26 protein-coding genes and 1 other annotated feature are annotated in these 26,823 nt (G+C 51.4%); of the genes, 6 read left to right on the forward strand and 20 right to left on the reverse strand.

Annotated features, from left to right (window positions below):
* Positions 1 to 12: 12 nt before the first annotated feature.
* Complete coding sequence (locus NDK47_RS17300; RefSeq protein ID WP_251870990.1) at positions 13 to 2,397, reverse strand: DNA internalization-related competence protein ComEC/Rec2; 2,385 nt, start codon at positions 2,395 to 2,397, stop codon at positions 13 to 15.
* A gap of 216 nt (positions 2,398 to 2,613) precedes the next feature.
* Here NDK47_RS17300 and asnB point away from each other — a divergent pair, with 216 nt between their 5' ends.
* The 3 genes from asnB (at position 2,614) to comER (ending at position 6,532) form a co-directional block, all read left to right on the forward strand.
* The gene (asnB, locus tag NDK47_RS17305; RefSeq protein WP_251870992.1) at positions 2,614 to 4,539 is read left to right on the forward strand and encodes an asparagine synthase (glutamine-hydrolyzing); all 1,926 of its coding nucleotides are present in this window, start codon (positions 2,614 to 2,616) and stop codon (positions 4,537 to 4,539) included.
* Positions 4,540 to 4,830: 291 nt separating this feature from the next.
* Positions 4,831 to 5,610 carry a ComEA family DNA-binding protein gene (locus NDK47_RS17310; protein ID WP_251870993.1) on the forward strand — a complete coding sequence of 260 codons (780 nt, stop codon included), beginning with the start codon at positions 4,831 to 4,833 and terminating at the stop codon, positions 5,608 to 5,610.
* Positions 5,611 to 5,674: 64 nt separating this feature from the next.
* Positions 5,675 to 6,532: a late competence protein ComER gene (comER, locus tag NDK47_RS17315; protein WP_251870994.1), complete on the forward strand. Its 858-nt coding sequence runs from the start codon at positions 5,675 to 5,677 to the stop codon at positions 6,530 to 6,532.
* 121 nt (positions 6,533 to 6,653) lie between these two features.
* On the opposite strand, the gene leuS is transcribed toward comER, so the two are convergent.
* From leuS to NDK47_RS17390, 15 genes are all read right to left on the reverse strand, one after another.
* Positions 6,654 to 9,071 (reverse strand): leucine--tRNA ligase, encoded by a 2,418-nt coding sequence (leuS, locus tag NDK47_RS17320; protein ID WP_251870995.1) that lies wholly within the window; start codon positions 9,069 to 9,071, stop codon positions 6,654 to 6,656.
* A gap of 73 nt (positions 9,072 to 9,144) precedes the next feature.
* Positions 9,145 to 9,444: a binding site (T-box leader), on the reverse strand.
* 51 nt (positions 9,445 to 9,495) lie between these two features.
* Positions 9,496 to 10,233: a class I SAM-dependent DNA methyltransferase gene (locus NDK47_RS17325; protein ID WP_251870996.1), complete on the reverse strand. Its 738-nt coding sequence runs from the start codon at positions 10,231 to 10,233 to the stop codon at positions 9,496 to 9,498.
* 5 nt (positions 10,234 to 10,238) lie between these two features.
* Complete coding sequence (gene rsfS / locus NDK47_RS17330) at positions 10,239 to 10,595, reverse strand: ribosome silencing factor (RefSeq protein ID WP_251870998.1); 357 nt, start codon at positions 10,593 to 10,595, stop codon at positions 10,239 to 10,241.
* 11 nt (positions 10,596 to 10,606) lie between these two features.
* Positions 10,607 to 11,185 (reverse strand): bis(5'-nucleosyl)-tetraphosphatase (symmetrical) YqeK, encoded by a 579-nt coding sequence (yqeK, locus tag NDK47_RS17335; protein ID WP_251870999.1) that lies wholly within the window; start codon positions 11,183 to 11,185, stop codon positions 10,607 to 10,609.
* A complete protein-coding gene (locus tag NDK47_RS17340) occupies positions 11,169 to 11,765 on the reverse strand; it encodes a nicotinate-nucleotide adenylyltransferase (protein WP_251871000.1) in 597 nt (198 codons plus the stop codon). The genes yqeK and NDK47_RS17340 overlap by 17 nt, the downstream gene beginning before the upstream one ends.
* A 3-nt stretch (positions 11,766 to 11,768) precedes the next feature.
* A complete protein-coding gene (gene yhbY, locus NDK47_RS17345) occupies positions 11,769 to 12,059 on the reverse strand; it encodes a ribosome assembly RNA-binding protein YhbY (RefSeq protein ID WP_251871001.1) in 291 nt (96 codons plus the stop codon).
* A 138-nt stretch (positions 12,060 to 12,197) separates the two neighbouring features.
* Positions 12,198 to 13,043, reverse strand: a complete 846-nt coding sequence (locus tag NDK47_RS17350) for a shikimate dehydrogenase (protein WP_251871002.1) — start codon at positions 13,041 to 13,043, stop codon at positions 12,198 to 12,200.
* A gap of 60 nt (positions 13,044 to 13,103) precedes the next feature.
* Complete coding sequence (gene yqeH / locus NDK47_RS17355) at positions 13,104 to 14,222, reverse strand: ribosome biogenesis GTPase YqeH (RefSeq protein WP_251876225.1); 1,119 nt, start codon at positions 14,220 to 14,222, stop codon at positions 13,104 to 13,106.
* The gene (locus NDK47_RS17360) at positions 14,219 to 14,743 is read right to left on the reverse strand and encodes a YqeG family HAD IIIA-type phosphatase (protein ID WP_251871003.1); all 525 of its coding nucleotides are present in this window, start codon (positions 14,741 to 14,743) and stop codon (positions 14,219 to 14,221) included. The genes yqeH and NDK47_RS17360 overlap by 4 nt, the downstream gene beginning before the upstream one ends.
* 131 nt (positions 14,744 to 14,874) lie before the next feature.
* A complete protein-coding gene (locus NDK47_RS17365) occupies positions 14,875 to 15,030 on the reverse strand; it encodes a hypothetical protein (protein WP_251871004.1) in 156 nt (51 codons plus the stop codon).
* Positions 15,031 to 15,133: 103 nt separating this feature from the next.
* Entirely contained in the window at positions 15,134 to 15,325 is a 192-nt protein-coding gene (locus NDK47_RS17370; protein WP_251871005.1) for a hypothetical protein, read from the reverse strand.
* A 20-nt stretch (positions 15,326 to 15,345) separates the two neighbouring features.
* A complete protein-coding gene (gene dinB, locus NDK47_RS17375; RefSeq protein ID WP_251871006.1) occupies positions 15,346 to 16,398 on the reverse strand; it encodes a DNA polymerase IV in 1,053 nt (350 codons plus the stop codon).
* An 80-nt stretch (positions 16,399 to 16,478) separates the two neighbouring features.
* Positions 16,479 to 16,925, reverse strand: coding sequence for a peroxiredoxin (locus tag NDK47_RS17380; RefSeq protein ID WP_251871007.1), 447 nt, complete (start codon positions 16,923 to 16,925; stop codon positions 16,479 to 16,481).
* A 205-nt stretch (positions 16,926 to 17,130) separates the two neighbouring features.
* On the reverse strand, positions 17,131 to 17,865 hold the full coding sequence (locus NDK47_RS17385; protein WP_251871008.1) for a gamma-glutamyl-gamma-aminobutyrate hydrolase family protein: 735 nt from the start codon (positions 17,863 to 17,865) through the stop codon (positions 17,131 to 17,133).
* Positions 17,866 to 17,884: 19 nt separating this feature from the next.
* Positions 17,885 to 19,531 (reverse strand): peptide ABC transporter substrate-binding protein, encoded by a 1,647-nt coding sequence (locus NDK47_RS17390; RefSeq protein WP_251871009.1) that lies wholly within the window; start codon positions 19,529 to 19,531, stop codon positions 17,885 to 17,887.
* A 111-nt stretch (positions 19,532 to 19,642) separates the two neighbouring features.
* Here NDK47_RS17390 and NDK47_RS17395 point away from each other — a divergent pair, with 111 nt between their 5' ends.
* Positions 19,643 to 20,449 carry a serine hydrolase gene (locus tag NDK47_RS17395; RefSeq protein WP_251871010.1) on the forward strand — a complete coding sequence of 269 codons (807 nt, stop codon included), beginning with the start codon at positions 19,643 to 19,645 and terminating at the stop codon, positions 20,447 to 20,449.
* Positions 20,450 to 20,578: 129 nt separating this feature from the next.
* Here the strand turns inward: NDK47_RS17395 and NDK47_RS17400 are convergent, their stop codons facing one another.
* Positions 20,579 to 21,871: a phytoene desaturase family protein gene (locus NDK47_RS17400; protein ID WP_251871011.1), complete on the reverse strand. Its 1,293-nt coding sequence runs from the start codon at positions 21,869 to 21,871 to the stop codon at positions 20,579 to 20,581.
* Positions 21,872 to 22,140: 269 nt separating this feature from the next.
* On the opposite strand from NDK47_RS17400, the gene NDK47_RS17405 reads away from it, so the two are divergent.
* Positions 22,141 to 22,851, forward strand: coding sequence for an ABC transporter permease (locus NDK47_RS17405; RefSeq protein WP_251871012.1), 711 nt, complete (start codon positions 22,141 to 22,143; stop codon positions 22,849 to 22,851).
* Positions 22,851 to 23,753 carry an ABC transporter ATP-binding protein gene (locus tag NDK47_RS17410; RefSeq protein ID WP_251871013.1) on the forward strand — a complete coding sequence of 301 codons (903 nt, stop codon included), beginning with the start codon at positions 22,851 to 22,853 and terminating at the stop codon, positions 23,751 to 23,753. The genes NDK47_RS17405 and NDK47_RS17410 overlap by 1 nt, the downstream gene beginning before the upstream one ends.
* A 69-nt stretch (positions 23,754 to 23,822) precedes the next feature.
* Here the strand turns inward: NDK47_RS17410 and NDK47_RS17415 are convergent, their stop codons facing one another.
* The 3 genes from NDK47_RS17415 to NDK47_RS17425 all read right to left on the reverse strand — a co-directional run bounded on the left by NDK47_RS17415 (position 23,823) and on the right by NDK47_RS17425 (position 26,758).
* Positions 23,823 to 24,956: a virulence factor gene (locus NDK47_RS17415; RefSeq protein ID WP_251871015.1), complete on the reverse strand. Its 1,134-nt coding sequence runs from the start codon at positions 24,954 to 24,956 to the stop codon at positions 23,823 to 23,825.
* A 75-nt stretch (positions 24,957 to 25,031) separates the two neighbouring features.
* On the reverse strand, positions 25,032 to 25,979 hold the full coding sequence (locus tag NDK47_RS17420; protein ID WP_251871016.1) for a GNAT family N-acetyltransferase: 948 nt from the start codon (positions 25,977 to 25,979) through the stop codon (positions 25,032 to 25,034).
* A 20-nt stretch (positions 25,980 to 25,999) separates the two neighbouring features.
* Positions 26,000 to 26,758 (reverse strand): DUF4931 domain-containing protein, encoded by a 759-nt coding sequence (locus NDK47_RS17425; protein ID WP_251871018.1) that lies wholly within the window; start codon positions 26,756 to 26,758, stop codon positions 26,000 to 26,002.
* Positions 26,759 to 26,823 lie beyond the last annotated feature (65 nt).

Consider the following 26,823-nt stretch of genomic DNA (forward strand, 5'->3'; position numbering starts at 1 on the left):
GGTTGCATAAATTTATAGATTGTGTATCTGTGTTTTCCACTGAAACGAGTCTTTACGGATTACCAGTGTTACAGCTCCCTGAAGATCGGTTCGATAAATCTCTGCGCCCGTTTCCTGTAATCTTGTGAGTACCGCAAGCGAGGGATGCCCGTAGCGGTTTTTTTGGCCGACAGAAATGACGGCACATTTCGGCTCGATCGCAGCGAGAAAACCTTCCGTGCTGGAGGTTTTACTGCCGTGATGGGCCACTTTCAACACATCAACCGATGCCAGGAGTTCCCCTGAAAGCAGATGATTCTCTCCGCTCTCCTCCAGATCACCGGTGAAAAGAACAGTTTTTCCATACGCAGTAAGGGCTAGCACTATCGAAGCATCGTTGCCTGTGTGCGCCGAACTTCCGTCGGGATGAAGCCATCTCCACTCCACATCTGGTGCATCCGACCATGAATGCCCAGGCCTGCCTGTCAAAATTGGAATCTGCCTTTCATCAAAATGGGCGAAAATTTCTTTTTCTTTGTCACGGGGCGGTGAGCCATTGACCATTGCGGCGCCAATCGCAAAGCGCGGGATCAAAGCCTCTACTCCGCCAATGTGGTCGTGATCCCCGTGTGTCATCACCACATAGTCGATCCGTTCAATGCCTCGTGCTCGCAGAAACGGAGCCACGACATCTTTTCCTACTTCAAACGGATCGCGTTTTTCCCTCCACAATTCCCTGTTCGGATATGCGGGCGTCCCACCCGCATCAATTAAGTATACCTTTCTTTTACCAATCTCGACAACGATAGAATCCCCTTGCCCCACATCAAGAAAGGTAATCCGGACTTCATCAGCTCCGGTGAAAGGCTGTCTGGCCAGCACCAGCAAGCCTATCAGGGTGAGTACATACATCCGCTTATCCCTGCTCCGATGATAGCCTACTTTCCACAAGATGGGCAATAGCGACAAAAAGCCAGCATAGAGGCTCATCCACCACCACGGCGGATGCGGCCAGTAGGAAAAAGGCACATGTGCCGCCTGCAACCGAAACAAGGGGGCATGAAGGTTTTCCAAAGTCCACGCCACTGTGCTGGCCGGGAGGATGGACAAAGCCGGATGAATTAGACTAAGCAGCAGCGCGATGTACCCTGCTGGCAGCACAACAAGAGAGAGGATCGGCACTGCGAGCAGATTGACCAGCCAGGACACGGATGAGGATTGATGAAAGTGGTAGACAAGAAAAGGAAATGATACGCCCTCTGCGGCGATGGTAACACTCAAGCTGGCACGCAGCCATCCAGGACCGTATGGAATCCATTGCTGTATGATCGGCACAAAGAGCAGCAAACCCAGTGTAACGGCAAAGGATAGTTGGAAACCGATATGCCACAGCTGATAGGGATTGGCGATCAGCATGACCATCAAGGCCCATCCCCATAGGTCTTTTCCGTCCAGTTTGCGGGCCATCGTTTGCAAGAAAAGGCCAAGTCCTCCCATCATTCCTGCACGAACAGCGGAAGCGCTAGCCCCGACGATCAGTACGTAACCTGCAAGCATGGCAATCGTGCAAAAGAGGGCCATCTTTCTTGGAACACCTATCCGCTCAATCGCCCATAGAAACATCCCGCTTACAAGCGTGACATGCAAGCCGGATATGGCCAACACATGACTCAGTCCCAGATCTGTATACAGCTCCCTTGTTTCTGGAGTGACTCGGTCCGTAACACCCAGCAGGAGGGAGTTCATGTATCCGGCTACTTCCGAATCGCCAAACACGCGCTCTACCCGTTTGGCTGCCTGGCTCTGCCACTTTTGAAACAGGCTGAACATGCCACCCTTCCCCACCTCCTGTTCCAGCTCTCCAAACGCTGCCTCGGCTGTTACGGCTACACCCTGCCACCGCAAATACTGTGCGTAGTCGAACGCGTGTGGATTGCGAGGACCACTGGGCAATCCCAGATGGAGACGGCCCATGAGCTGATCACCTGCCAGCCATGTTTCTACGGCGACAGCTTCTGTCTCATCTGAGAGCTTGACCCGCAAGGCAATCCGTTCTGATCGCAGAAGCTCCTGCATTGTATCCTTCGTTTCTCCAACAAGCTGTACCCGGAGGAAAAAGCGAGCTGAATCGCCATCCCGCTTAACGGAAGAATCGATGGTACCGATCGCCAGCACGCTGCGCTCCTCCGCCGCTACCGCAAGCAGACTGGAGCGGTGGGCGGCATCGTATGCATGGAAGTAGAATCCCGCCAGTATTAGAATCAGGGCTGCCCCGATTCGCTGTTTTTTCCCTTTCTCGGGAAGCAGCAGACAGCTTGCTGCCAGCAGCCCCAAGCTCAAAAACAGCCAGGCGATATGCAAGTAGGCACCAGCTAACACACCTGAGAGCAGTGCAAGGCTTGCCCGAAAAGCTGTCATAATCATCTCCTCCCGCCATTTGCTTATTTGAAGCTACAGTGTACATGCTGAGCTGGGGACAAAACTAGCAGAGCAACCTGCTCGTCAAATATATGCAGAAAAAACTCCGCCTCCTGCTCCCCAAGACCTTGTTGGGCAATTGGAAAGATTGATTTGACTGCCAATCCGTGATAGAGTTAGCAAGAGCAATCTGAGTGAGAGGAAGAGTCATTTCATATGTGTGGAATCGTATCACTCTACAACAAACGTCAAGCGCCCGTCCAACAGGAGACGATTGGCGCCATGACTCGTGTTATCCTGCACCGCGGTCCGGACGATGACGGATTTCATGTGGAAGACAATATCGCCCTGGGCTTTCGCCGTCTGAGCATTATTGACGTGGAAGGCGGCCATCAGCCGTTATGCAACGAAACCCGCGACATGTGGATCATCGGTAACGGAGAAATTTACAACTACAAAGAACTGCAGCAGTGGTTGAAGGAGTGCGGACACGTATTCCATACAGATTCCGATATCGAAACGATTCTGCATCTGTACGAAGAGGTTGGTACAGACGCACCCAAGCATCTGCGGGGCATGTTTGGTTTTACTATTTACGATTCACGCAACAAGCGCTTGTTTGGGGCCCGGGATCATTTCGGGATCAAACCCCTCTATTATGTAGAAACGAATGACTCCATCGGTATCGCCAGTGAGATCAAGAGCCTGCTGGAGCTGCCTGGCGTCAAACGGGAAGTGAATCCCACTTCTTTTTACCATTATTTGACATTCCAATACGTACCTGATCCTGACACTATGTATCAGGGCATTTCCCGAATTCCGCCGGCCCATTTCTTTATCGTTCAGAACGATCAGATTCACCTGGAACGCTATTGGGACGTGGAATTCAATCCGGATGAGAGCAAGCCTTTCTCCTATTTCGTGGAGGGCACACGCAGCATCATGCTGGAATCCGTAGACAAGCATCGCATCAGTGAAGTGCCCCGTGGAGCGTTTTTATCCAGTGGCGTCGACTCCAGCAGCATCGTTGCGATGTTGCGGACCTTCGAGAATGTCAAAACCTTTTCCGTCGGCTCCGATATCCCTGGCTACAGCGAACTGGACTACGCTCGCAGAACAGCAGCCTATCTGGGGAGCGAACACCATGAACTGGTCGTCAACGCTCAACGCTACATGGACGAGTTGCCGAGACTGATTTGGCACCAAGATGAACCTGTTGCCGATCCATCGGCGATCCTGCTCTACTTTGTGGCACAAATGGCCAGCGAGCACGTCACGGTGGTTCTCTCCGGTGAAGGCGCGGATGAATTTTTCGGGGGCTACAACATCTATCGGGAGCCACACTCCCTGCGCATGTTTTCCAACATGCCCGGATGGATGAGAAGCTCAGTCCGTTCACTGGCAGAACGTTTGCCTGATCAGGTAAAAGGGAAAAACTTCCTGATTCGCGGCTCCAAAACGGTGGAAGAGCGCTTTTTTGGAAATGCATTGATCTTCAGCGAAGAGATGAAATCGAAGGTTGTGACCGAGGATATTTTCCACTCGGAGCATTACCGCACCCCGTGGTCTGTCACCGAAGAGATTTACAAGCGGGCACAGGCATACGATGACGTGACAAAAATGCAGTACCTCGATATTCACACTTGGCTGCGCGGCAACATTTTGATGAAGGCAGACAAAATGACCATGGCCAATTCGCTGGAGCTGCGCGTCCCCTTCATTGATACCAAGGTCTTTGAATTCGCCGCTACGATCCCGACGAAATACAAAATCGCAGCCGGCACAACCAAGCATGTTCTGCGTGAAGCGATGAAGGATCTGCTTCCGCCGGAGATCAAAACCAGAAAGAAACTGGGCTTCCCGGTTCCTACCCGTTACTGGCTGAAAAATGAGTTTTACAAATGGGCCAAAGAACTGATCTTTGAATCCAATGTCGATCACCTGATCAATAAGGCCTATGTCCTATACATGCTCGATGAACACCGCGAGGGCATGGCTGACTACAGCCGGAAAATCTGGACGATTCTCGTCTTCATGCTGTGGCATCAGATTTTCATTGAACAAAAGCATCAGTTCGGTCCGTATGTAAGTCCCAACGTGGAGGTTCGCCGAAAAAAGGATTCCCTGCAGCAGATCGGCTAACAGATGGATGACTGGATTGGCATCAAGCTGAATGGATGAACTGCTGCAAATGTAGGGGAAATTACCGCAAACTTCATAAACCTATTGAAATAGGCTTCGCTGCGTCGAAAGACAAGCGGGGCTTTTTTTGTGAAAACCCTCTTGATATTTTTATAGTATTTAGATGTGACCGCATGCGATCAACGAAACGGACATGACTTTCTTGTTTTCTATGAAAATAAATTTGCCGACTCCCTCTATCATTTTGTAGGATGCCCATAAGATCAAAGTAAGCTGCGGGGGTGCCCAGGCATGTTGTTTGACTTGTGGGAACGTTATCGGAAATGGATTCTCTCTACTGTTGCCATTCTCTTTGTCGGAATCAGCTTTTGGATCTACTACGCAGGAGGCAAGACTGCACACGCAGGGATTCCTCTCGCTGAAGCGGCATGGGCTGCTGAAGCGGACAGCACAGATGATAATCCCGGCAGAAAAAGCGCTGACGGTTCCCCTGCTTTGCGCGACGAAGGGAACGCTTCAGGCAGTAACATCCTGCCTGCAACTGCAGGACCGGATCTACCTCCTCTACCTCCTTCTGACACGCCTTCCCCACCTCCCCTGCTCTATGTAGACGTAAAAGGAAAGGTAAAGCAGCCTGGGCTGTACACCTTTCCGCAGGGTGCCCGCGTAGCGGATGCCGTGACCAAGGCAGGCGGCGTTTTGCCCGAGGGTGATGTAGAACGCATCAACCTTGCAGAGCTTTTGACAGACGGGAGTGCAGTCATCATTCCGGAGCGGGGAGCTCGATCAGCTTGCGAGCAGCAGGAGGTTCATTCAGCCTTGACTGCTCCAGCCTCGCCCATTACAGCGAACGGCCCATCAGCCTCTGGTGAGACGAAGGGCGTCAATCTGAATACTGCTTCGCTAGAAGAGCTGATGACGCTGCCGGGCGTAGGTGAAGCCCGGGCGAAAGCAATTCTACAGTACCGGAATGAAAAAGGCGGTTTTCGCTCTTCTGATGAACTCAAAAAAATCAGCGGGATTGGGGATAAGATGTACGATCGGATGAAGGACCAAGTCCGCGTAAAGTAAGGGTATGAACATTCAGGACCACTCATAGAATGGGATGAGAATGAGTGTAGGGAGGAAAATGATAATGGAAAGGATCGGCATAATCGGCACGGGCAGCATGGGCAGCATGTTGGCTGATGCACTGATTGCGTCCAAAGCCCTGTCTCCCAGCCAGTTGATCGTAACCAATCGCACTCCCGTCAAAGCAGAAGCCGTTGCGGAGCGTCATCCGGGCGTAACTGTGGCGACGAACAATACACAGGTGGCCAGGGAAGCCCGCATGCTCTTGTTATGCGTCAAACCGTTGGAATACAGCAGCATTCTGCTTGAGCTTCAAGAGGAACTGACTCCCCATCATCTGTTGATTACCATCACAAGTCCCGTCCAGTTGGAGCGTTTGGAAGAGCTCGTGTCCTGCGCTGTGGCAAGAGTGGTGCCCAGCATTACCAATGCGGCGGCAAGCGGTGTCTGCTTGTGTGAGTTTGGGACACGTATCACACCGGAGTTGCGCGAGAAAATTCTCTCACTTTTTTCTGCTTTCAGTCAGCCGATTGAGGTCCCGGAACAGTTTTTACGGATCTCCTCCGACATCAGCAGCTGCGGTCCTGCTTTTCTCAGCTATATCCTGAGAAACATGATTGACGATGCTGTCGAGGAGACTGGCATTTCCACCGAAGCCGCTTCCTATCTGGCCATGCAAATGGTGATCGGAATGGCCGAGCTGCTCAAAAAAGAGAGGTTTTCGTTGTCCACTTTGGAACAAAGGGTTTGTGTACCAGGCGGTGTCACCGGTGAAGGGTTGATCGCCTTGCAACAATCCGTGCCCGGTCTGTTTCGTCAGGTATACCAGCGCACCCACCGCAAATTTGCGGAAGATATTGAGGTTGTGAAACTCCAGTTGCAGCATGTGCCACCCTTCGAGCTTTCACCGAACAGGAGCTGATGTTCAGGTAGCAGTCGTTTTGTTTTTTGTGTCTCATGTCAGGTAAAAAAGAATGGAGCCACCTAATGATGGCTCCATTTCGTATGATAGGCGCAAATGTTAGTGCGCTCACACTTCTCTATTACTTTACGACGATATTGACGAGCTTGCCTGGTACAGCAATGACCTTCACGATTTGTTTTCCTTCAATAAGTTCTTTGATCGTCTCATTGCGGGAAGCCATCTCTTCCATTTGTTCTTTCGTCGCGTCAGCCGCAATCAGCAGCTTTTCACGGTTCTTCCCGTTGATTTGCAGAACGATCTCTACCTCATCGTCCACCAGCTTCGACTCATCGTACTGTGGCCATGGCTCATACGACAGCGTATTGCTATGGCCCAGTTTTTCCCACAGCTCTTCACCCAGATGCGGTGCAATCGGAGACAGCATCTTCACGAAGCCTTCCATGTAGGATTTGGGCAGAGCGTCTGCGCGGTATGCTTCGTTGACGAAGACCATGAGCTGGGAAATTCCTGTGTTGAAACGAAGACCCTCGTAGTCCTCCGTCACCTTTTTCACGGTCTGGTGGTAGACGCGCTCCAATGCCTTCACATCAGCTTTTGCAGAGATTTTGGTGTTCAGCGCACCATTGTCATCCACGAACAGTCTCCATACGCGGTCGAGGAAGCGGCGTGCGCCGTCCAATCCTTTTGTCGACCAGGCAATAGAGGCATCCAGCGGCCCCATAAACATTTCGTACAGGCGCAGCGTGTCGGCACCGTGACTGTTGATGATTTCATCCGGGTTCACTACATTGCCCTTGGATTTGCTCATCTTTTCGTTGTTCTCACCGAGGATCATGCCTTGGTTGAACAGCTTCTGGAACGGTTCCTTCGTCGGAACGACCCCGATGTCATAGAGGAACTTATGCCAGAAACGAGCGTAAAGCAGGTGGAGAACTGCGTGTTCTGCACCGCCGATATAGATATCGATCGGCAGCCATTCCTTCAATTTGTCCGGATCGGCAAACGCCTTGTCGTTATGCGGATCGATAAAACGCAGGAAGTACCAGCAGCTTCCCGCCCATTGTGGCATGGTATTGGTTTCGCGGCGGGCCTTCATGCCGGTTTCCGGATCGATGATATTGACCCAATCCGCAATGTTGGCAAGCGGTGATTCACCCGTACCGGATGGCTTGATTTCCTTCGTTTTTGGCAGAATTACCGGCAGTTCTTCTTCCGGAACCACTTTCATCGTCCCGTCTTCGAGATGGATGATCGGAATCGGCTCTCCCCAATATCGCTGGCGGCTGAACAGCCAGTCGCGCAGGCGGAAGGTTACTTTCCGCTTTCCTTTGTTGTTTGCTTCCAGCCACTCAATCATTTTGCTGATGGCCTGCTCTTTGTTCAGTCCGTCCAAAATGCCGGAATTGATATGCTCACCGTCACCGTCATACGCTTCCTTGGACACATCGCCGCCGCGGATGACTTCCTTGATCGGCAGGTTGAACTTTTGTGCAAACTCGTAGTCACGCTCGTCATGAGCCGGTACTGCCATTACGGAACCAGTACCATAGCTGATCAGGACGTAATCGGCAACCCAGATCGGCAGTTTTTCTCCATTGACCGGGTTGATGGCGTACGCCCCGGTAAACACTCCGGTTTTGTCCTTCGCCAGATCGGTACGCTCCAGATCACTTTTGTGTTTGGCTTGCTCCAGATAGTCCTCCACTGCCTGCTTTTGTTCTGGCGTGGTAATTTTCTCTACCAGCTTGTGTTCAGGTGCCAGCACGGCAAACGTCGCACCGTACAGGGTATCCGGACGGGTTGTGAAGACGGTGAAGGTATCATCATGTCCCTCGATGGAGAACACGACCTCCGCCCCTTCAGAACGGCCGATCCAGTTGCGCTGCATTTCCTTGATGCTCTCCGGCCAGTCCAGCTCCTCCAGATCTTCCAGCAGACGATCTGCGTACTTGGTGATCCGCAGCACCCACTGCTTCATTGGACGGCGTTCTACCGGGTGTCCACCGCGTTCACTTTTTCCGTCGATGACTTCTTCATTGGCAAGCACGGTTCCCAGAGCAGGGCACCAGTTTACCGCTACCTCGTCGATATAGGCCAAGCCATGCTCATACAGCTTGGTAAAGATCCATTGCGTCCATTTGTAGTAGTGAGGGTCGGTTGTGTTGATTTCGCGATCCCAGTCATAGGAAAAGCCCAGCGATTTAATCTGGCGGCGGAATGTATTGATATTGCGCTCGGTGAATTCAGCCGGGTCATTTCCAGTATCCAGCGCATATTGCTCTGCAGGCAATCCAAATGCATCCCAGCCCATCGGATGCAGAACGTTGTAGCCCTGCATACGCTTCATCCGGGACAGAATATCCGTAGCGGTGTAGCCTTCCGGGTGACCGACGTGCAGCCCTGCACCAGAAGGATAAGGAAACATGTCAAGGGCGTAGAACTTTTTCTTGCCCGAATCCTCCAGTGTCTTGAAGGTTTTATTTTGCTCCCAGTACTGCTGCCACTTCTTCTCAACTTCATGATGATTGTAAGCCATTGATACGCACTCCTATCATTGATTCATAAAAATGCCAAAAAATGTAAAAACCTCCCGCCCCAATCGAGATCCGAAAAGGGACGAGAGGATCATTTATTCTCCCGCGGTACCACCCAGGTTGGTGAACATTGGCAGACAATCGATCGTCCACTTGTATGAACAAAAGGGATCAATCCTGTTGTCTGAGATCTAGCTCACCCGCTTACATTTCCGTATCGTGGATCAGACGCTCCTCCTTACACAACCAGTCAAGAAGACGGTCTTCAGGAACAGTGCTTCGAGGCGAGTTCGGAAAGGGACGGATTGACTTTCACCGGCCGTCAACTCTCTTGGACCGTTTCACTTTCGTACTACTCCTCTTCGACGCATTGTCGATATACGATTTTAATCCGATTATAGACAATCCATGCCAATCATGTCAACGTTATGGACGACGTGCAAGAAAAAACAAACGCTCGCTCGTCTCGTGGGGAGGCAGATCCGTAAAATCTGCCGTCAGCTCCACGTCGACAAATCCTGCCTCTCTCAGCCATTTGACAATCTCATAGGGTTGGTAGGCACGCTGCTCATGCACCTCTTCCACACGCTGGTACAACCCGCTTTCCAGCTCCAGAAAAAAGGTGAGTTCATGCGTAACCTCCATGCGAAGCGGATCGCAAAAACATTGCCAAATGTACGAAATCTCGTCCTCCGTCAAGGTAAACGTCTGATCGCCAAAGCTGTGCAGAACTTTGTATGGACTGTGGACATCAAACAGAAAGGTGCCGCCAGGCTGAAGATGGGCAAAGACGCGGGAAAAGGTTTGCTGCACATCGTCCTCCTCCGTCAGATAACTGAGCGAATCACAGAAGGAGATAATGCTGTCAGCCTGAGGCAGTTCCAGTTCGCGCATATCCTGCTCGACCCAGGTGACACTCACCTGCTCCCGTCTCATCTTGTCGTAGGCGACCGCCAGCATCTCGGCAGACAGATCAACACCTGTCACCCGATACCCTCGCTTGGCCAGTGGAATGGCGATACTGCCCGTTCCACAGCCAAGGTCCATTATACGCTGCGGCTTCCCTTTTTTGACCCATACTCCCTCCGCCCAATCGAGCCACTGCGGATAGGGGGAATCGGCCATCAACCGGTCATAGACGGTTGCCATCTGACCGTATGCCATCGCTCTCAGCCTTCCTCTCCAAAGGTGACGAGCGGCGCTTCCGCCCAGAGACGCTCGAGGTTGTAAAACTCCCGATCTTCCCGATGGAATACGTGAATGACCACGTCCCCCAGATCAACCAATACCCAGCGGCCTTCGTCAGCGCCTTCAATCCCCCGTACGTTGTAGCCGTTTTTATGTGCCCGATCACGAATTTCTGTAACGATCGCCTGTACCTGGCGTTCATTGTTGCCGTGACAAATCATGAAATAATCGGCAATCACAGACAGCTTGCTGATATCCATAATCACGAGATTTTCTGCCTTTTTCTCTTCTGCTGCTTTTGCCACCAGACGCGCCAGGGCCTCCACTGTTTTTACCATCTGACTCCTCCTCATGTATCCAGCCGGGATACGAGATCGTTGTATGCCAACAGCGTCAAAGGAAACACTGTTTTTTGCTTCTTGATCAAGAACTTGATGGTGCCGCCAAAGGCAGTCGCCAAAGCCCTGTCCAGATCTTTCTGGGCCAATTCCCGGATTTTGTCCACACCGGAAAAATCCCGCCCCGGTTCTATATAGTCTGCCACACAAACAATTTTTTCTAACAAGGTCATACCGGGCCGTCCTGTCGTATGATAGCGGACTGCCTGAATCACTGCCGGGTCTGTGACATTCATCTCCGACTGGATGACAATGGCTCCGGCAAACGCATGCCACAGCTCCTTGTCCCCGTTTAACAATTCGTCTGGCAAATCATGGCGGACGAGGATATCCCGCTGCTGATCAACAGGCCAGCATTTGCAATAGTCATGCAGGAAACCCGCCAGTTCGGCTTTATCTGGATCTCCTCCAAACCGAAGCGCCAGCTCTCGGGCCGACGCAGCCACGCCCAGCGTATGCTGATAGCGCTTTTCATGCATCTGTGCCCGTACCCGCTCGAGTAGTGCGTTCCGATCACGTAGCCAGTCCATAAAGTCCTCTCTCCTTTATATACCGATCCACTTCCGGGTGCACCAGGTAACGGATGCTTTTGCCTTGTGCGACCTTTTCCCGGATCAAGGTAGAAGACAGATCCCAAGCAGGCATCTCGACAAACGTAACCAGTCCTGCGTACGAACTGTTTTCCAGCTTGGTCCCAGGGCGAGCCAAACCGATGAAGCGTACCATCTGGACGAGCTCATCGATCCGATGCCACTGTGGCAGAATCTGTACCATGTCACCGCCGATGATAAATGAAAACTGGCAGTCTGGATGGGTTTGCAAAAGGGTACGTACGGTATCGTAGGTATACGATGGCCCTTCGCGATGCAGCTCCAGATCATGCGCCCGAAAAGCAGGATGGTCCGCTACGGACAACTCTACCATGCGCAGTCGCTGGCTCGCTTCCGTCAATTCTACACGCCACTTATGCGGCGGAATATGTGTCGGCATAAACCAGACTTCATCCAGACCAGCCTGCTCTCTTGCTTGTTCCGCGGCAAGCAGGTGCCCCAGATGGATCGGATCAAAGGTCCCTCCCATAATGCCGATCTGCTTCTTCTTGTTATCCATCATCTACGGCAGGGTGATTTTTTTATTCTCCCTGGACTCCTTGTACAGCACGACCGTATGACCAATCAACTGTACCAGCTCCGCTTCTGCCCCCGCCGCAAGAGCCTCCGCTACCTCTGTTTTGTCGTCCAGATTGTTTTGCAAAATGGATACCTTGATCAGTTCACGAACTTCCAGCGCCTCTTTGATTTGCGTAATCATGTTGTCATTGACGCCGCCTTTTCCCACCTGAAAAATGGGGGTGAGGTGATGGGCTTCTGCCCGTAAAAAACGTTTTTGCTTGCCTGTCAGCATGAACATATCTCCTTTTATACACGTGGACCATCAAATCTTCGGTCAATCTCATTTCTTACATTGTACCTTTATTCCGGTATCCTGTATCCCTTTAAGTTGCACAGCACATGTTTCCATCGCGCTTGTTTGACTTCCAGGCTATGGGCCCAACTGCTGCAGCACGACTTGCCGCATCGTCTCGGCAGGTGCTTCTTCACCTGTCCACAGCTCGAAAGCAAGCGCACCCTGGTTGACAAACATGCCCACTCCCGAGTGAACCTGCGCGCCCCGAGCAGCAGCGGCCTTGAGCAAACGCGTCTCCAGCGGATTGTAGATCAAATCGCTGACGATCAAACCGGAATGGAGCCACTCTTCCTGGACAGGTATTTCATCCATATGGGGAAACATGCCAATCGATGTGGTATTGATCAGCAAGCTGGAATCTGCGATGGCTCCCTGCCCATCTTGCGGGTCGATGACCTTGGTCGGCACGATGGTTCCGACATGATCGGCCAACAAGGCTGCTCTTTCGCGGGAACGGTTGATAATGCGGATCTCCCGCACACCACGCTCTGCCAAGGTAAAGGCGACAGCCCGGGCAGCACCTCCGGCTCCCAGCATGGTCACCGTTTGCTGTTCCAACGTGATTCCCGTCTGTTCTTCCAGTGAACGCACATAACCGAGTCCATCCGTATTGTAGCCGATCAAATAACCATTCCGGTTCACGACGGTATTAACCGCACCGATACGCGTAGCCAGCGGGTCGATCTCATCGAGCAGCGGCATGATTGCTACCTTGTGGGGAATTGTCACATTTACCCCTTGGATGCCGAGCGAGCGGATACCAGCTACAGCCTCGGGCAGACGCTCCGGGTCAACATCAAACGCTACATAAGCGTAGTTCAAGCCTTTTTCAACAAATGCCGCATTCTGCATCAGCGGTGATTGCGAGTGAGAAACGGGATGCCCCAACAAACCAACCAATTGTGTTTTGCTTGTTATCATAAGCTTTCCTTCCCCTCTGCTCTCTCTATCTAGCATATGGAACCTCAAGCGGAGCTGACTTTAGATCAGGCCTTTTCGCATGCCCACACTAACGCCCTTTGGCGCATGCACGACTACATGGGCCTCCTCCTTGCCTGTAAGGCTTACCCAGCCCAGTCCCGAGATGACCAGATCAGTCGTGTCTGAAGGTCGAATTTTAAAAGAGTGTTTGATAAAGGCAGGCAACTGCTCTGCAGCCTCGCGACCGGTTGGCGGCGCGAGGAGCTCGCCATGGTGCTTCTGAAACACTTCATCCGCGTTTTCCAGCTTCGTTCTGTGGATGTAGAGATCATTTTTGATATAGACCACAAGCGGTTGACGCGGCCCACGAACAAAGTCAATCCGAGCCAGACCGCCCAGAAACAGCGATTGTCCGTCATTTAATTGATACACTTTTGGATTGATTCTAGAGGTTGGCGTTATTTTCCGCAAGTCTTGCGGTGTGATCATATGTCCAATTTGATCACGGTTGATTATACCAGGAGTGTCATAAATGGAACGGCCGCCTTCCAGCGGAATTTCAATTTTATCCAGGGTCGTCCCCGGGAACGGAGATGTCGTGATCTCCATCTCATTGGACCCGTAATCATGGAGGATACGATTGATCAGTGTCGACTTCCCGACATTGGTGACCCCGACGATATAGACATCCCGCCCTTTTCGCAGCTGTCCGATGCGAGAGAGCAGCTCATCGATGTGCAGCCCCTTTTGCGCACTGACCAAGACGACATCGGCCGGTCGCAAGCCGCGCTCCTTGGCCTCGTGCTGCATCCAGTTGCGAACGCGATTCAGATTGATATTCTGGGGGAGCAGGTCTACTTTATTGCCCACCAAAAGAATCGGGTTGTTGCCGACAAAGCGCGGCAATCCCCGCAGCCAGGAACCATGGAAGTCAAAGATATCCACGACCATCACGACGAGGCTTTCGGTAGAACCGATGCCATCGAGAATCCGCAGAAAATCGTCATCGCCCATGCCTACCGGCGCTACTTCGTTGTAGTGCCTGATCCGGAAACAACGCTGACAAATCAAGGTCTCTCTTTTCAAAGCCGAGGCAGGCGCATAGCCTGGCCGTTTTACATCCTCTGTCTGGATGGCGATCCCGCACCCTGCACAGGTACCGTTTTGCTGTTCCGCTATCCCTTTGTTTTCCACGAAATCATTCCTTTCTTGCGCATCCAATAAAATGCCATACGCTCCATCCTGCGGTTAAAACGGGTCCAGAAGCCATCCGTCTGCGCAACCGGCACGACTAAAATGGTATGAAAGCCGAGCCGCTTGCCGCCAAGCACATCGGTAAACAGCTGATCCCCAACCACAACCGTCTCCGGAATCGTCACATCCATCTCGGCAACCGCCTGCAGAAAAGCGCGATTGCCCGGTTTTCGGGCAGCGGAAATAAACCGGACACCCAGCGGCGTACAAAACTTGTCCACCCTGTCCCGGTTATTATTGGATACAACGGTCACCTGAATGCCTGCCTCCTGCAAACGTTTAATCCATTCCTCTACCTCTGGCGTTGCACAAGGCCTGTCCCATTCAACCAACGTGTTGTCGAGGTCGGTAATGACCGCCTTGATCTTTCTTTCCCGCAATGCATCTATATCGATATGGTGGATAGACTCCACGTACTGATCTGGCATCAGTTTCTCGAGAAACACTCAGGCACCCCCATGCACATCTAGCAAGAACCGCGATTTCGGCACCTACTATACCATAATCAGCCATCCCCTTGCAAAACAAAACGATCATGACCGTTTTTCACAGAAAAAGAGGGAGCATTGGCTCCCCCTTAACGAGCGCTACGTTTGGATTTCTTTGCATTTGTGACCGGCTGAGCAGAGCCACCCGCGTCACCGGATCGGGACGGGACGCTTACGCCTTGATGAATCATGATGACACTCTTGTCTTTGTGCGCCTGCATGAACGGATGATTTTTATGCAACATGCCGTTTCCATTCCCTCCTGTACCGTGTAGATGGTACATTCTATTACCTGTAGGTAAAACTGGACTCCGCTCTTTTCCCATGTTCTTCGCATATTTTTCGGTTTCATGGTTTATGTTTCTGTTCCATCAGCCTTTGCACCTGTTCTTTCGGTACCCAGCATCGAAATTGATAGGAGGGCTTCGTCATATATCCGAGCCTTGAACAGCGGTAAGCTACGCCATTCGCCCCCTTTTCCACGCGAAAATGGATACAGGTGGCACAACAATGAAACCTCGCTTCGTGATTCACAGGCATCCTCTCCTCTGCCCTTTCCTTTAGCGGAAGCTGTTCCAGGAAAAAAGGCTGAGTTGTTCGTATCTCTCCTCATCAGGTGATGCGAAATTGGAAAAACCGACACCCACCAGACGAACGCCGGGACTGTAATCAAAAGCATCCAGAAGATCCTCCAAGAGTTCATCCCACGTGGCTCCATACTCTCGTTTTCGCTGTTTGCTTCTGATCGTGAAATCGGCATATTTGATTTTCAGCGTAATAGTCTGGGGAATGACACCTTCGTCGCGAATATCCTGCTGCACTTCCTGAAGCAGCGAGTATGCAATCGGGGCAATCGTCTCTCGCGTGTACAAGTCAAAGGAGAGTGTCGTTTCCCGACTGGATGACTTGGGGGCCCGCTCTGTGACGATTTCACGGTCATCCTCGCCTCGCGCCCGGAAATACAGGGCATGCCCCATCTTTCCCAGCATCTGTACAGCCTCATCCAACGAGAGGCGCCAAAAATCTTCGATGGTATGAATATCCTTTTTCACCAAAAACTCTTGTGTTTTTTTGCCAACCCCGTGGAGAGTACCGATCGGCAGCTCCCGCAAGACCTCCAATGCTTGCTCTGGACGTATCACGACAAAGGCGTCCGGCTTCTTCAAATCACTGGCGATTTTCGCAAGTGACATGTTGTAGGAGAGGCCGACGCTGCAGGTAAGACCAGTTTCCCGGCGAATCCGACGCTTGATCTCCCGTGCTGCCGGCATGGCGTTCTCATAATGGGACATGTCCAAATAGGCTTCGTCCAAACCGACGGTCTGGTAGCGTTCCGTATAGGCGGAGAATACCCGGCGGATTTCTTTTGACTTTTCCACGTAGCGGTCAAAACGGGGAGGAAGAAAGATTCCGTGCGGACATTTCTTTTTCGCCAAGGCGACCGGCATCGCTGAACGAACCCCGAATTTTCTCGCTTCGTAGCTGCAGGTAGACACAACCCCTCGATTGCTGCTGCCGCCAACAATCACTGGCTTTCCTCGATATTCCGGCCTGTCAAGCTGTTCCACACTGGCATAAAACGCATCGATATCAACATGAAGGATCTTTTTCATCGACACGACCACCAAACATACATTCTCATGGTTTTATTATCGCTTTTTCCTCATCCGGACGCAAGGGTGATGTCATCTATTCATTCTTTGCTTGATCTCTTCAAAACCTGCAGCAAATCCGCCACCGGGGGATTTCCCTTTTTGGCATAGATGATTTTGCCGTCTTTTCCAATGATGTACACGATCCGCTGCTGGGCGAAAAATCCGAGAATCTTTCCCACGTCATACGCCTTTCGAATCGACTCATCCCGATCGACGACCAAGGGAAAATCATAGCCAAACTTGCCTGAAAAGGCCTGATGACTGGATAAACCTGCCGGATTTACACCAAGTACGACTGCGTCATTTGCTTCCAGCTCACTGTACCCGTCGCGGATCGCACAAAGCTGCTTGGTACAGATCGGTGTATCATCCCCAGGATAAAAAATAAGAATAACGCACTTGCTTCCGAGCACATCTTGAATCGCAAAGGGCCCTTTCGTGCTTTCGGCTGTAAAAACAGGTGCTTTCGTTCCGACTGTCAGCATATGCCATCCCCCTTTTCTCCAGTATACCTGATCCGAATTTCGATCTGTATTCGTCCTTTCATTTCTGCACGGCTCCTGTATTCTTCCTGCTGTGAACTCCTGTACGTGGACCAGTACGAAAAAAGACTGCCCCCAGATAGAGAGCAGTCCTGCAGTCATTTCCCATGACCCTTTTTTTGCCTGTCAAAACAAGCATGTCTATGGCTTACAGTGATGAAAGCTTTGCCTGTCTGCACTTTTCAACGAACATTTCTGCGATTTTCAACATATTGTCGTCATGTGCCCACATCCGCTCCGGGTGCCACTGCAGTCCGATATTTCGCCCGTCGAGGCTCTCGATCGCCTCAATCACTCCGTCAGCAGCAACGCCCGTCACCTGGTAACCGGGTGCCACGTCTTTTACTGCCTGGTGGTGAGAAGTGTTGACAAGTATTTCTGTTTTGCCGAGCGCTTCTGCCACCACGCCAGGCTGCAGCTTCACCTTATGCGCTCCGTATTGGCGTGAGCCCTTCTGCGCGTGCTGGAACGCCCCAGGAACCTGGCTAGGAATATCCTGTATCAAGGTTCCCCCAGCGGCCACATTGAGAATTTGCATTCCGCGGCAGATGCCCAGGATAGGCTTTTTCAGTTCCAGCGCATGCTTGATTACTTCCAATTCAGCCAGATCTCTTTCGAACTCAACCTCGCCCAGACCCTGCAGCGGCTCTTCCCCGTACAGATGCGGGGCCGGATCATCGCCGCCGGTCAGGATAATGCCGTCCAGAGATTCGATCATTTCCCGAAAAGGAGCCCCTTTTACCGTCAAAAGCGGCAAAATGTACGGGATACCGCCAGTGCGGGCAAGCCCGTCTACATATCCGGAACCGACATAGAAAAATTGGTCAAGCGAATTGCCCGGAAAGAACATCTTGGTGCTGGCTACGCCAATAATTGGACGCACGTAAGTCACTCCCTGCTCATTACTTTTCATTGGATGCGTACTTGAAGTCAATAAAACCGAGGGCATCGATCACGACATCCTTGACGCTGTCCTGTTTTACCCATGTATAGGTAAAGTAGTAGATCGGCAATGCCGGCATTTCATCCATCACGATCGAATCTGCTCTCTTCAAAATTTCGTTTCGCTTGGCTACATCTCCTTCTTTGGAGGACAATGCCAACAAATCGAGGAACTCTTTATTCTCCCATTTGGAAGTGTTCAGACCGCCTTTGAAGACTTCCAGGAAGTTGATCGGGTCGTTGAAGTCACCAATCCAGCTGGCACGGCCGATTTCAAAGTTGCCCGCCTTCATCTGTTCACGGTGTACTTTGTTTTCTTTGTTGACAAGCTTGACTTCGATACCAAACGCTTTTCTCCATTGGTCCTGGATGACCGTCGCGACACGCTGGTTTGTTTCACTGGAATTGTAAGCGAGAGTCAGCTCAGGCAGCTTGGTAATGCCCAGTTCTTTCATCCCCAGGGCAAGCAGCTCTTTTGCTTTCTCCACATCGTTGTCCTTGAAATATCCGTCCGGGTTCAGTGCCATGGTTGGCGGCAGAATACCCAGCGCAGCGGTACTCTTGTATGGGACTACGCTTTCCGTGATTTCCTGGCGATTCACTGCATAGGCAAAAGCCTGACGAATATGTTTGTTGGTAAATGGCGGCTGTTTTGTATTAAAGATGTACCAGTACGTTCCAGCCGTCGCTTTCGATTGCATTTTGCCCGAATCCTTCAGGGAGTCGAGTGCATCCAGCGGCAAATCGCCAAGCGGCGAGCCTGCCCAATCCAGATCACCCTTTTCAAACATGGACAGCTCCGTGTTGGCATCTTCAATCATGTTGACGATCAGTTTGGACAGTTTTACGCGGTCTTTATCCCAGTACGTATCGTTTTTCTCCAGCTCGATAACGGACTTGTGATCCCATTTCTTGAGGACAAAGGGACCGTTGCCCACGTATGCTTCCGGACTCTTCGCCCAATCCTTGTTGGATTCCACTACTTTTTTGTTTACGGGAAAATAGGTGACGGTGGAAACCAGCTGCGGGAAAAACGGTGCCGGATTTTCCAGCGTAACCACCAGTGTCTTCTCATCCGTTGCCTTTACGCCCACTTCATCAGCGGAAGCTTTTCCGCCGTTGTATGCTTCCCCGTTTTTCAGGAAGTACAGCTGATAGGCGTAGCCCGAAGCGGTCTCCGGGTTCAGTACGCGCTTCCAGGCGTACTCGAAGTCTCCTGCCGTCACAGGGTCACCGTTGGACCATTTGGTATCGCGCAGGTGGAAGGTGTAGGTCAGGCCATCAGGGGATACCTCATATTTCTCTGCAACTGATTCTTTGATGGTGCCGTCTACGTCGAGGCGGAGTAAACCGTCAAAGGCAGCTCGGGCAATGGACATGGAAGGAATATCCTCCGCCAAACCCGGGTCCAGTGTGCTTGGGTCACTTGAGTTAAGGTTTACACGCATTTCTTGGTTCCCGGCGGTCGCTTGTTCCTGTGGCGCTGCCGGTGTCTCTGCAGGTTTTTGCTCAGATGGCTGCTGAACAGCCTGTTGGCCGCCACAGGCTGCCAGGGTTAAGCTGCTCAGTAAAACAAAACTGAGTGACAACTTTTGAAGCGCTTTCATAAAAACCCCCCTCTTGAAACTTTTTTTCTTGATTCTAGGTTGCATGATTAAATAATATTATCTTGAGAAAATTTTGTCTACTATAACACTGGTGCGAAAGGATGTGTTCTTGTGCTTGCCACATTAGAAAAATCGATTCATGACTTAATTACCGAGTGTGGGGGACAATGGGGGATTTACCTGGAAGATTTACAGTCAAACGAAGTGTGGGGATTGCACCAGGATGAACGCTTCTATGCCGCAAGCTTGATCAAGGTACCGATCATGGCAGCCGTTTTTGCGGAGAGCTACGCAGGAAAATTTGCGCTTGAGGATAAAATCACCCTGCGCAAGGAAGACCAGGTCGGTGGGGCTGGCATCCTGCAGCATATGACGCCTGGCACCTCCTGGAGCATCTATGATCTGGTTACGTTGATGATCATACAAAGCGACAACACGGCGACCAACCTGCTCATCGATCTAGTCGGCACAGAAGCAATTCAATCGGCGATCAGCAAAACGGGCATGAAAAACAGTCAATTTTACAACAAGCTGATGATTATTCCGGCAGAGCTGGAGGGCTATAATGAGATCACTGCCGCTGACCTGGGCAATCACCTCCGCTCTCTGGCCACGGGCAAATTTATCTCCTACAACAGCTGCCTGCAAATGATCCAAATCCTCAAACAGCAGCAGCATCGCGATCGTATTCCGTACCTGCTGCCTGATCCGGATGGAGAGTGGATCGGCATGCTGCCAAAATGGGAGCTGGCTAACAAAACCGGCACGGTTACCGGCACGGCTCATGATATCGGGATCTTTTACGTCGGGGATCGTGCCATCACGATCTGCCTTCTGTCCCGTGATGTTGACATCGTCAAAGCAAATCAGGTGATGGCCAAAATCGGCCGAATGGTTTACGAGCTGTACGCTCTATGATTCGTCCCCTGTAACAATGGGTCTGCTTTGGTTTCCTGACACCTGGCCTTCTTCGACTAACTCAAAGAAAAAGAAAGAGGCGTCTTTTCCCTTGCAGGAAAAACGCCTTTTCTTCATCGTTCCCCGTATTTATTTGGAAAGGATCAGGTTGCTCACATCGTACGCGCTCGAGAAAGAGAGCTCTGAGAGCTGCCCCTGCCCTGCACACCAGTCGCCTGCAAAGAAGAGATTTCGATAATCCGGCAGACTGATTGGCAGCGGCTCCTGGTTCATGGTCCATTTGATTTCCTGAACAATCGCCCTCGTAGAAACCCGCGGTACCACCAGTTCCTCACGCCAGCCCGGAAAGTGCTTGTCGTAGAGCTGTTCAATCTCCAGCTTGCGCTGGTCGATGATCGCCTTGTCCCCCACTTCCGATTGGCGCAGATAAGCAGTTGCTTGCAGCAATTGCCCTCCCTCAGGCACACAATTTTTGTCGTAATACGAGATATCCGTAATAAAGATGTTGTTTTGCTTGTCGTAGATATACGTGTACGGGACATCCAGCCGCTGCTTCAAACCAACGTCATAAACCACAACCACTGTCGGATCATATGTGGCGTATTGTTCGATGGCGTGCTCCAGCTTGGTATCTTTAAAGACCTTGGCCATTTCTTTCGGCGGAATGCAGCTGATGAACTCATCTGCGGTAAACTCCGCTTCCGGTGTTACGGCTGCGACGACCTTGTCATTTTCTACTCGGAACGCCTCGACCTTGGTCTTGGTCAGAATGGTTCCATGATGAGCTTCGATGACACGTACGAATTCATCGATCAGGGCTTGCCAGCCTCCACCGATGTAGGCTACCGGCTTGTTGGTCGTAAAAATGCGACGATAGTAGGAAAAAAATACATCGGATGGGATGCGCTCCGGCTCACGCGTGAAAAAGTTGGAAGAAGCAAGCGTCAGCATCATTTCTTTCACTTCTTCACTCACATGCTGTTTCTCCATCCACTTTTGAATGGACAGGTGCGGATGCCCGGTTTCCATTTTCAGCATGGTTTTCAGTATTTCAAAGGTGAACAGCACTTTGTCAAACCCTTTGACCAGTTTCGTGCGGAACAACCCTTGTACGTTTGCGGGAACAGCCGTGAGATCATCCCCTAAATCATAGCGGGCTTTGTTCGGATTAAAATCCTGCCAGTCAATTTGCAAGCCCAATTCCTTTTCAAATGTCTTGAGAATCGATGTGTCGCGTCCGTAAATGGCGTGCGCACCAAAATTGAAATTAAAGCCCTTGATCTTCAGTGTGACGGCACGGCCGCCGAGAGCTCCACGCTCCAGGAGCGCTACCTTTTTACCCTTGGAAGACAGATAGGCTGCGGCAGACAAACCAGCCAGCCCTCCGCCGACGATGACGACGTCAAAGTGGTTCGTTGTCATAACAATCTCCCTTATAAACTACGTTGTGTACTATCTGTAAACCCTCAATCATCCTATAGAATAAGGGATGTACAAGGTAGAAGTCAACTATAAATGAACTGTGTCTATTTTTATACCCATACTACCATTTTCTGGTGTTTCTTGCTATCTGCTAACAGATGTAGTCTGCCCCGGATTTGCCGCCCTCTTGCTTACAAGTGCTCAGTTTTTCTCCCTGTTAAGGAAATGATAAGGTCTCGTTTCGTTGGTGGTAAGGTGGCCTTTGTACCATGAAGGAGAAAGGAGAGCGATTGACTATGTGGGCGATTTGCCAACACGAATTTTTCCGTCTGTTTAAAAGCGTAAAATCACTCATTACCATTGCTTTTATCACTGGCGTATCCTACTGGATCTCCGATGCACTCCGACAGGCTGCCAGTATGTTTTCCGAAGCAGAATTTGCGCGGGGGCCTGCGCTGGGAGTGTTTGGCTTCCTTCTTTTGCTCGGTCCGCTGTTTGTTTTCTCCCTGTCTCACGATGTTGTGAATCGCGAACTGGCTGGAAGAACCATCCGCTTTTTGGTCACACGTATCTCTCGGCACCAGATCGTCATGGGCAAGTTTTTGGGTGTTGCCCTGTTTTGGCTGGTATGCCTCCTTCTTTCTTTTGGAGTGGTTCTCATCACTGCGCACAGCTTTGATGGAAAGGCCTTTTGGCAATGTCTGAGCTTCCTGCTCTACTTCGTCGCTCTGACACTTCTGCTCTCCATCCTGATCCCGCTTCCCAGATACACCATGTTTCTTGGTGTTGTCCTGTCGCTGGGAATGCCCTTCCTCGGCCTATGGAGTGTTTTCTCTGAACATCCGACAGCCAAATGGCTCACCTATCTGCTTCCGTATGTATTTATCGAAAAGGGCAGCGCATGGACGGGCATTCTCTGGCTGTACGCGGGGCTGTTTCTTCTTGCTTCCCTTTTCTTATTCCAAAGGAGGGACTGCTGATGTCCATTTTGGAAGCCACAAATCTCTGTAAACGGTATGGGAACCGGACGGTCGTCGATGACGTTTCGCTGTCGGTGAACGGTGGGGAAATGTTTGGTTTTTTGGGTCGAAATGGAGCAGGCAAATCCACCTTTATCAACATGCTGACGGGAATTATCCGCCCCACATCCGGGCGAATCAGGATGTTTGAAGGTGAGGGCCGTCTCGACGATTGGAAGCGGAGAACCGGCGTATTGCCAGACTACTCCACGTTTTACGATTCCCTTACCGCTGCCGAGCATTTGCGCTACTTTGCCCGTGTGAAAGGGGTTCACGTGGATCACCAAACCATCCTCTCCCTCCTCAAACAAGTAGAGCTGGACGAGCATCGAGCAAGAAACGTCCGCACGTTTTCGTTCGGGATGAAAAAAAAGCTGGGAATCGCCCAAGCGATGCTCGGGAATCCGGACATGCTTTTTCTCGATGAGCCTACTTCCGGCGTGGATATCGAATCGGCATTCCAGATTCAACAGTTGCTCCGCCAACTCCAGCAGCAGGGAAAAACCATTTTCTTTACCTCCCACAATCTCCATGAGGTAGAAAAAATCTGCACGCGCATTGCCATCATGAAAGCAGGCAGGATTGCTTCCATTGGCAGTCTGGATGCGCTAAGGGCAGAGTACCAGCTTTGGCGTACTGTCTCTGTTCGTCATTCATCGATCGCCACCGGGGAGCAGCAAACCTTTCACTCCTTTTTGAAGCGGATCGGGCGCAAACTGGAGTGGGGGGACAACCGCTTCTCCCTGCAGGTGGACAGTGAACAGAAAGTGGCCGCACTCATCCGTGCCGTGGTGGAGTTACGAGTCGATATTTATTGCGTGAATGTGGAAGAAGCATCATTAGAAAACATTTTTCTGGCATAATGGCTGTGATCAAGCGGAAAAAGAAACGGATAGAGGTCTCACCTCTATCCGTCCGTTTCCACCCGGCAGCTATTCATTTCTTCTCGTCATCTGCTGCCACACGGTCCCGCTCGCTGCTTCCCCGCGCTCAATTCTCTCGACTGCCATTTGAATTTGCAGGCGCACTTCAAATTCGGGATCATCCTGGGCTTGGCGAAGTGCATCCAACGCGGATTCATCTCCTACCTCGTAGAGAAAACGGGCCGCACGCCAGCGTACCAGCTTGTTTGGATCCTGCAAAGCCTCGCACATCGCGCCGATCGCTCGGGGGGCCCCCAGATCAGACAGTGTGTCGCCCGCTGTCCGCCGAACCGATACAGAGGAATCGCGCAAGGCTTCGAATAGCAGTGGAAAAACATCATCACCGCCAACCATTCCCAGATATACGACTGCCAAACGGCGTATAGACCCCTTCTGATCCCGCAGCGCTTTTTGCAAAACAGGCAGATCGTCTGCAGTTGGTTCCATTCGATCCAAAGCAGCGTATCGTTTTTGCCAATCAGGGTCGTCCAGCATGTCCAGGGTCACCTTTTTTGCCATCCGCTCGGCCACCACTGGTTCTTCCCCTACCTGCATTTGCAGCGCCTGCTGGAGCAGTTCCTCCAACCGAGATGGCGGGTAAGCCGCATCCACCTCGCTGGCTACTTCTTCGCCAATCTCTTTCAGATCACCATAACGCACGCCCTGCTCTACCCATTTTCGTTCCATGATGACATTGGGGGAGGCAGAACCCGCTTTTACTGCCGCTGCGCCAAAACGCTCGGGCAAAGCTGCGCGAATCTGCTCCATTCCCATCGTCACCTTTACCTGCATGGGGATACCGCGGAACATCTGCAGAAAGACCTCTGCCTCTCCAAAAGCTTCATCAGGGCCAGCCTCAGTTGTTGACGGCATTGACGTATCGGCGCCTGCACCAAAAACCTCTGTGGCCCGGGTCAGGATTTGCTGCCAATCTGCTTGTGATTTTCGTTCTAAAGCATAAAAATCAGCCGTATGAAAAATCGAGGTGACGCCCTCAATGGCCAAAAGCTGCTTGATGAGCTCTGGCATCTGCGTTCCCGACTGCTTGTTGTATACACGCTGCATGCCGTCCGGCAAGCGCTCGTCCACATTCAGCTTCATGACGTTCGGACTGGGCGTTGGTTCGATCGACAACAGTTTCATGCTGATTCACTCCTTTCAGACCTTCCCGCTCATACTGCTATGGTACCACGCACATGCGGCCCTCGCCATTCTCCGCTACAGTTCTGGCGCTTGCAGCGGGTACTGATAGTAATCATTCGCCGCTTTGACCTCAAAGCCGCATGCTTCATAAAGCGTTAACGCCGTGCTGTTTTCAGTGGCAACCTCCAATATGATTTTCTCAAAGCCCTCTTTGCGAAGCATATCGATCGATTGCATCAGCGCTTTTTTGCCGATGCCTTTTCCCTGCTGGGCCGGATCAACGACAAAGCCATAGATAAACGCGTGATCGGCTTGCTTCGATACGCTTATTTTGCCAACCGATCCGGCAGATTCATGCTCGATGATGTACGTCAAGCGTTTGGGGTCATGTTCCAGCTTTGCAGACATTTCCCGGGCCCGCTCTTCGTCCATCTGAAAGCCCAGGACGTTCAACTGAATCAGCCGTTCCATATCCTCTGGCGTGGACGGCCTTAACCGCACAGCCATGTTCGCATTTGCCGACTGTTTCCCTGATACGGAACCAACCGCCAGTGCTCCCTCCCGCTCCTTCACTGTTGTTCCTTCTTTACCTGCCGCTTCCCACTCCATCCAGTATTCGGAAACGCTGTAGGCCGCACCGGCACGCTCCATATAAGCCTTCCCGGACGATGACCCGCGCTGAACGATAAATAAGAGCGCTGGGATCTGTCGGTGCTGGCACTCTTGCTCCATCATGGACTGGAGCTTGCGGAAGATTCCTTGCCCGCGGTAATCAGGATGTACCATCCCGCTCACCTCAGCCTCGCCCTGATGAAAAACGAACAGGGCGCCGTAGCCAACCAATTTGCCCTGATCATAGCAAAGGAAATCATTGGTGCCCGTCCCCGGCCGGTCAGCCAGCATATCTTCGTTGAGCTTCAGCGTAATCTTATCAAAATGATTGCATACTTCGGACAATTCCTGAATTTCCCGCAGCTCTTGCTCGGTCAGCTTTGATTTGGCAGTAAACGTATACGAATTCACAGGGCATCTCCTCGCTTCTTTCAGAAATAGTGACGGCGAAGCTCTCGCACAACATCCTCCAGATTGTTTCCAACCTGCGGGATTCCATAGCCGATATAGAGTGGAGAGGCAACAAACCGCGGAACGACTTTGACGATCACCCGCCCTTCCCACTGGTAGAAGAACAGATTGTAGCTTTGGCAGCGTCGATTGACATGATGCAAGATCCAATGCGTCAAGATTTGCGTATAATCCGCGAATCGATGTAAGCTGCCATTCTCGGACAGGATGACATTGTATTCGAAAAAACCAACGCGAGGCTTGGTTGACAGGTTGCACTCTACCCCTTCTGCCCGATCGATCACGATCCCTTCAAAATCCTCCCTTTTTACATCTTGCAAATAATCAAAATGATCCAGGCCCACGATCTGCATATGTGGGTGACGGATGCTTCCGCCAGAGTATGGGCCGTGATTTTTAAAAAAGAGAACGGAGCGATACGAACCGCTTGCTGCCATCTCCAACCATTTTTCCATGCCAAAGGAAAATAATGCATAGAGATGCTCTTTGGAATACTCAGATAGATCGCTGTCACATTGGTCAGTTTCAATTAGGACTGTCTGTGACGCATCCTGCAGGACAGGATATTTGTTTTTCAGCCAGATGATCTCTCCTCTCTCATCCAAAATATCCGTCAGCTCCGCCCGGTTGCAAAAAGGACAGGCAGCTTCCCGGTTGTTGATGCTTTCCGGCTTTTGTCGGCCGATGTACATATCAAAATGCAAATGTGTCTGCGACATACAATCTTAGTCCTCCTCACAGGCATCCAGCTTTTTTTATCTCAATTCGCTCCGCTACACTACAT

This window comes from Brevibacillus ruminantium (genome assembly GCF_023746555.1).
In the GTDB taxonomy this organism is placed as follows: domain Bacteria; phylum Bacillota; class Bacilli; order Brevibacillales; family Brevibacillaceae; genus Brevibacillus; species Brevibacillus ruminantium.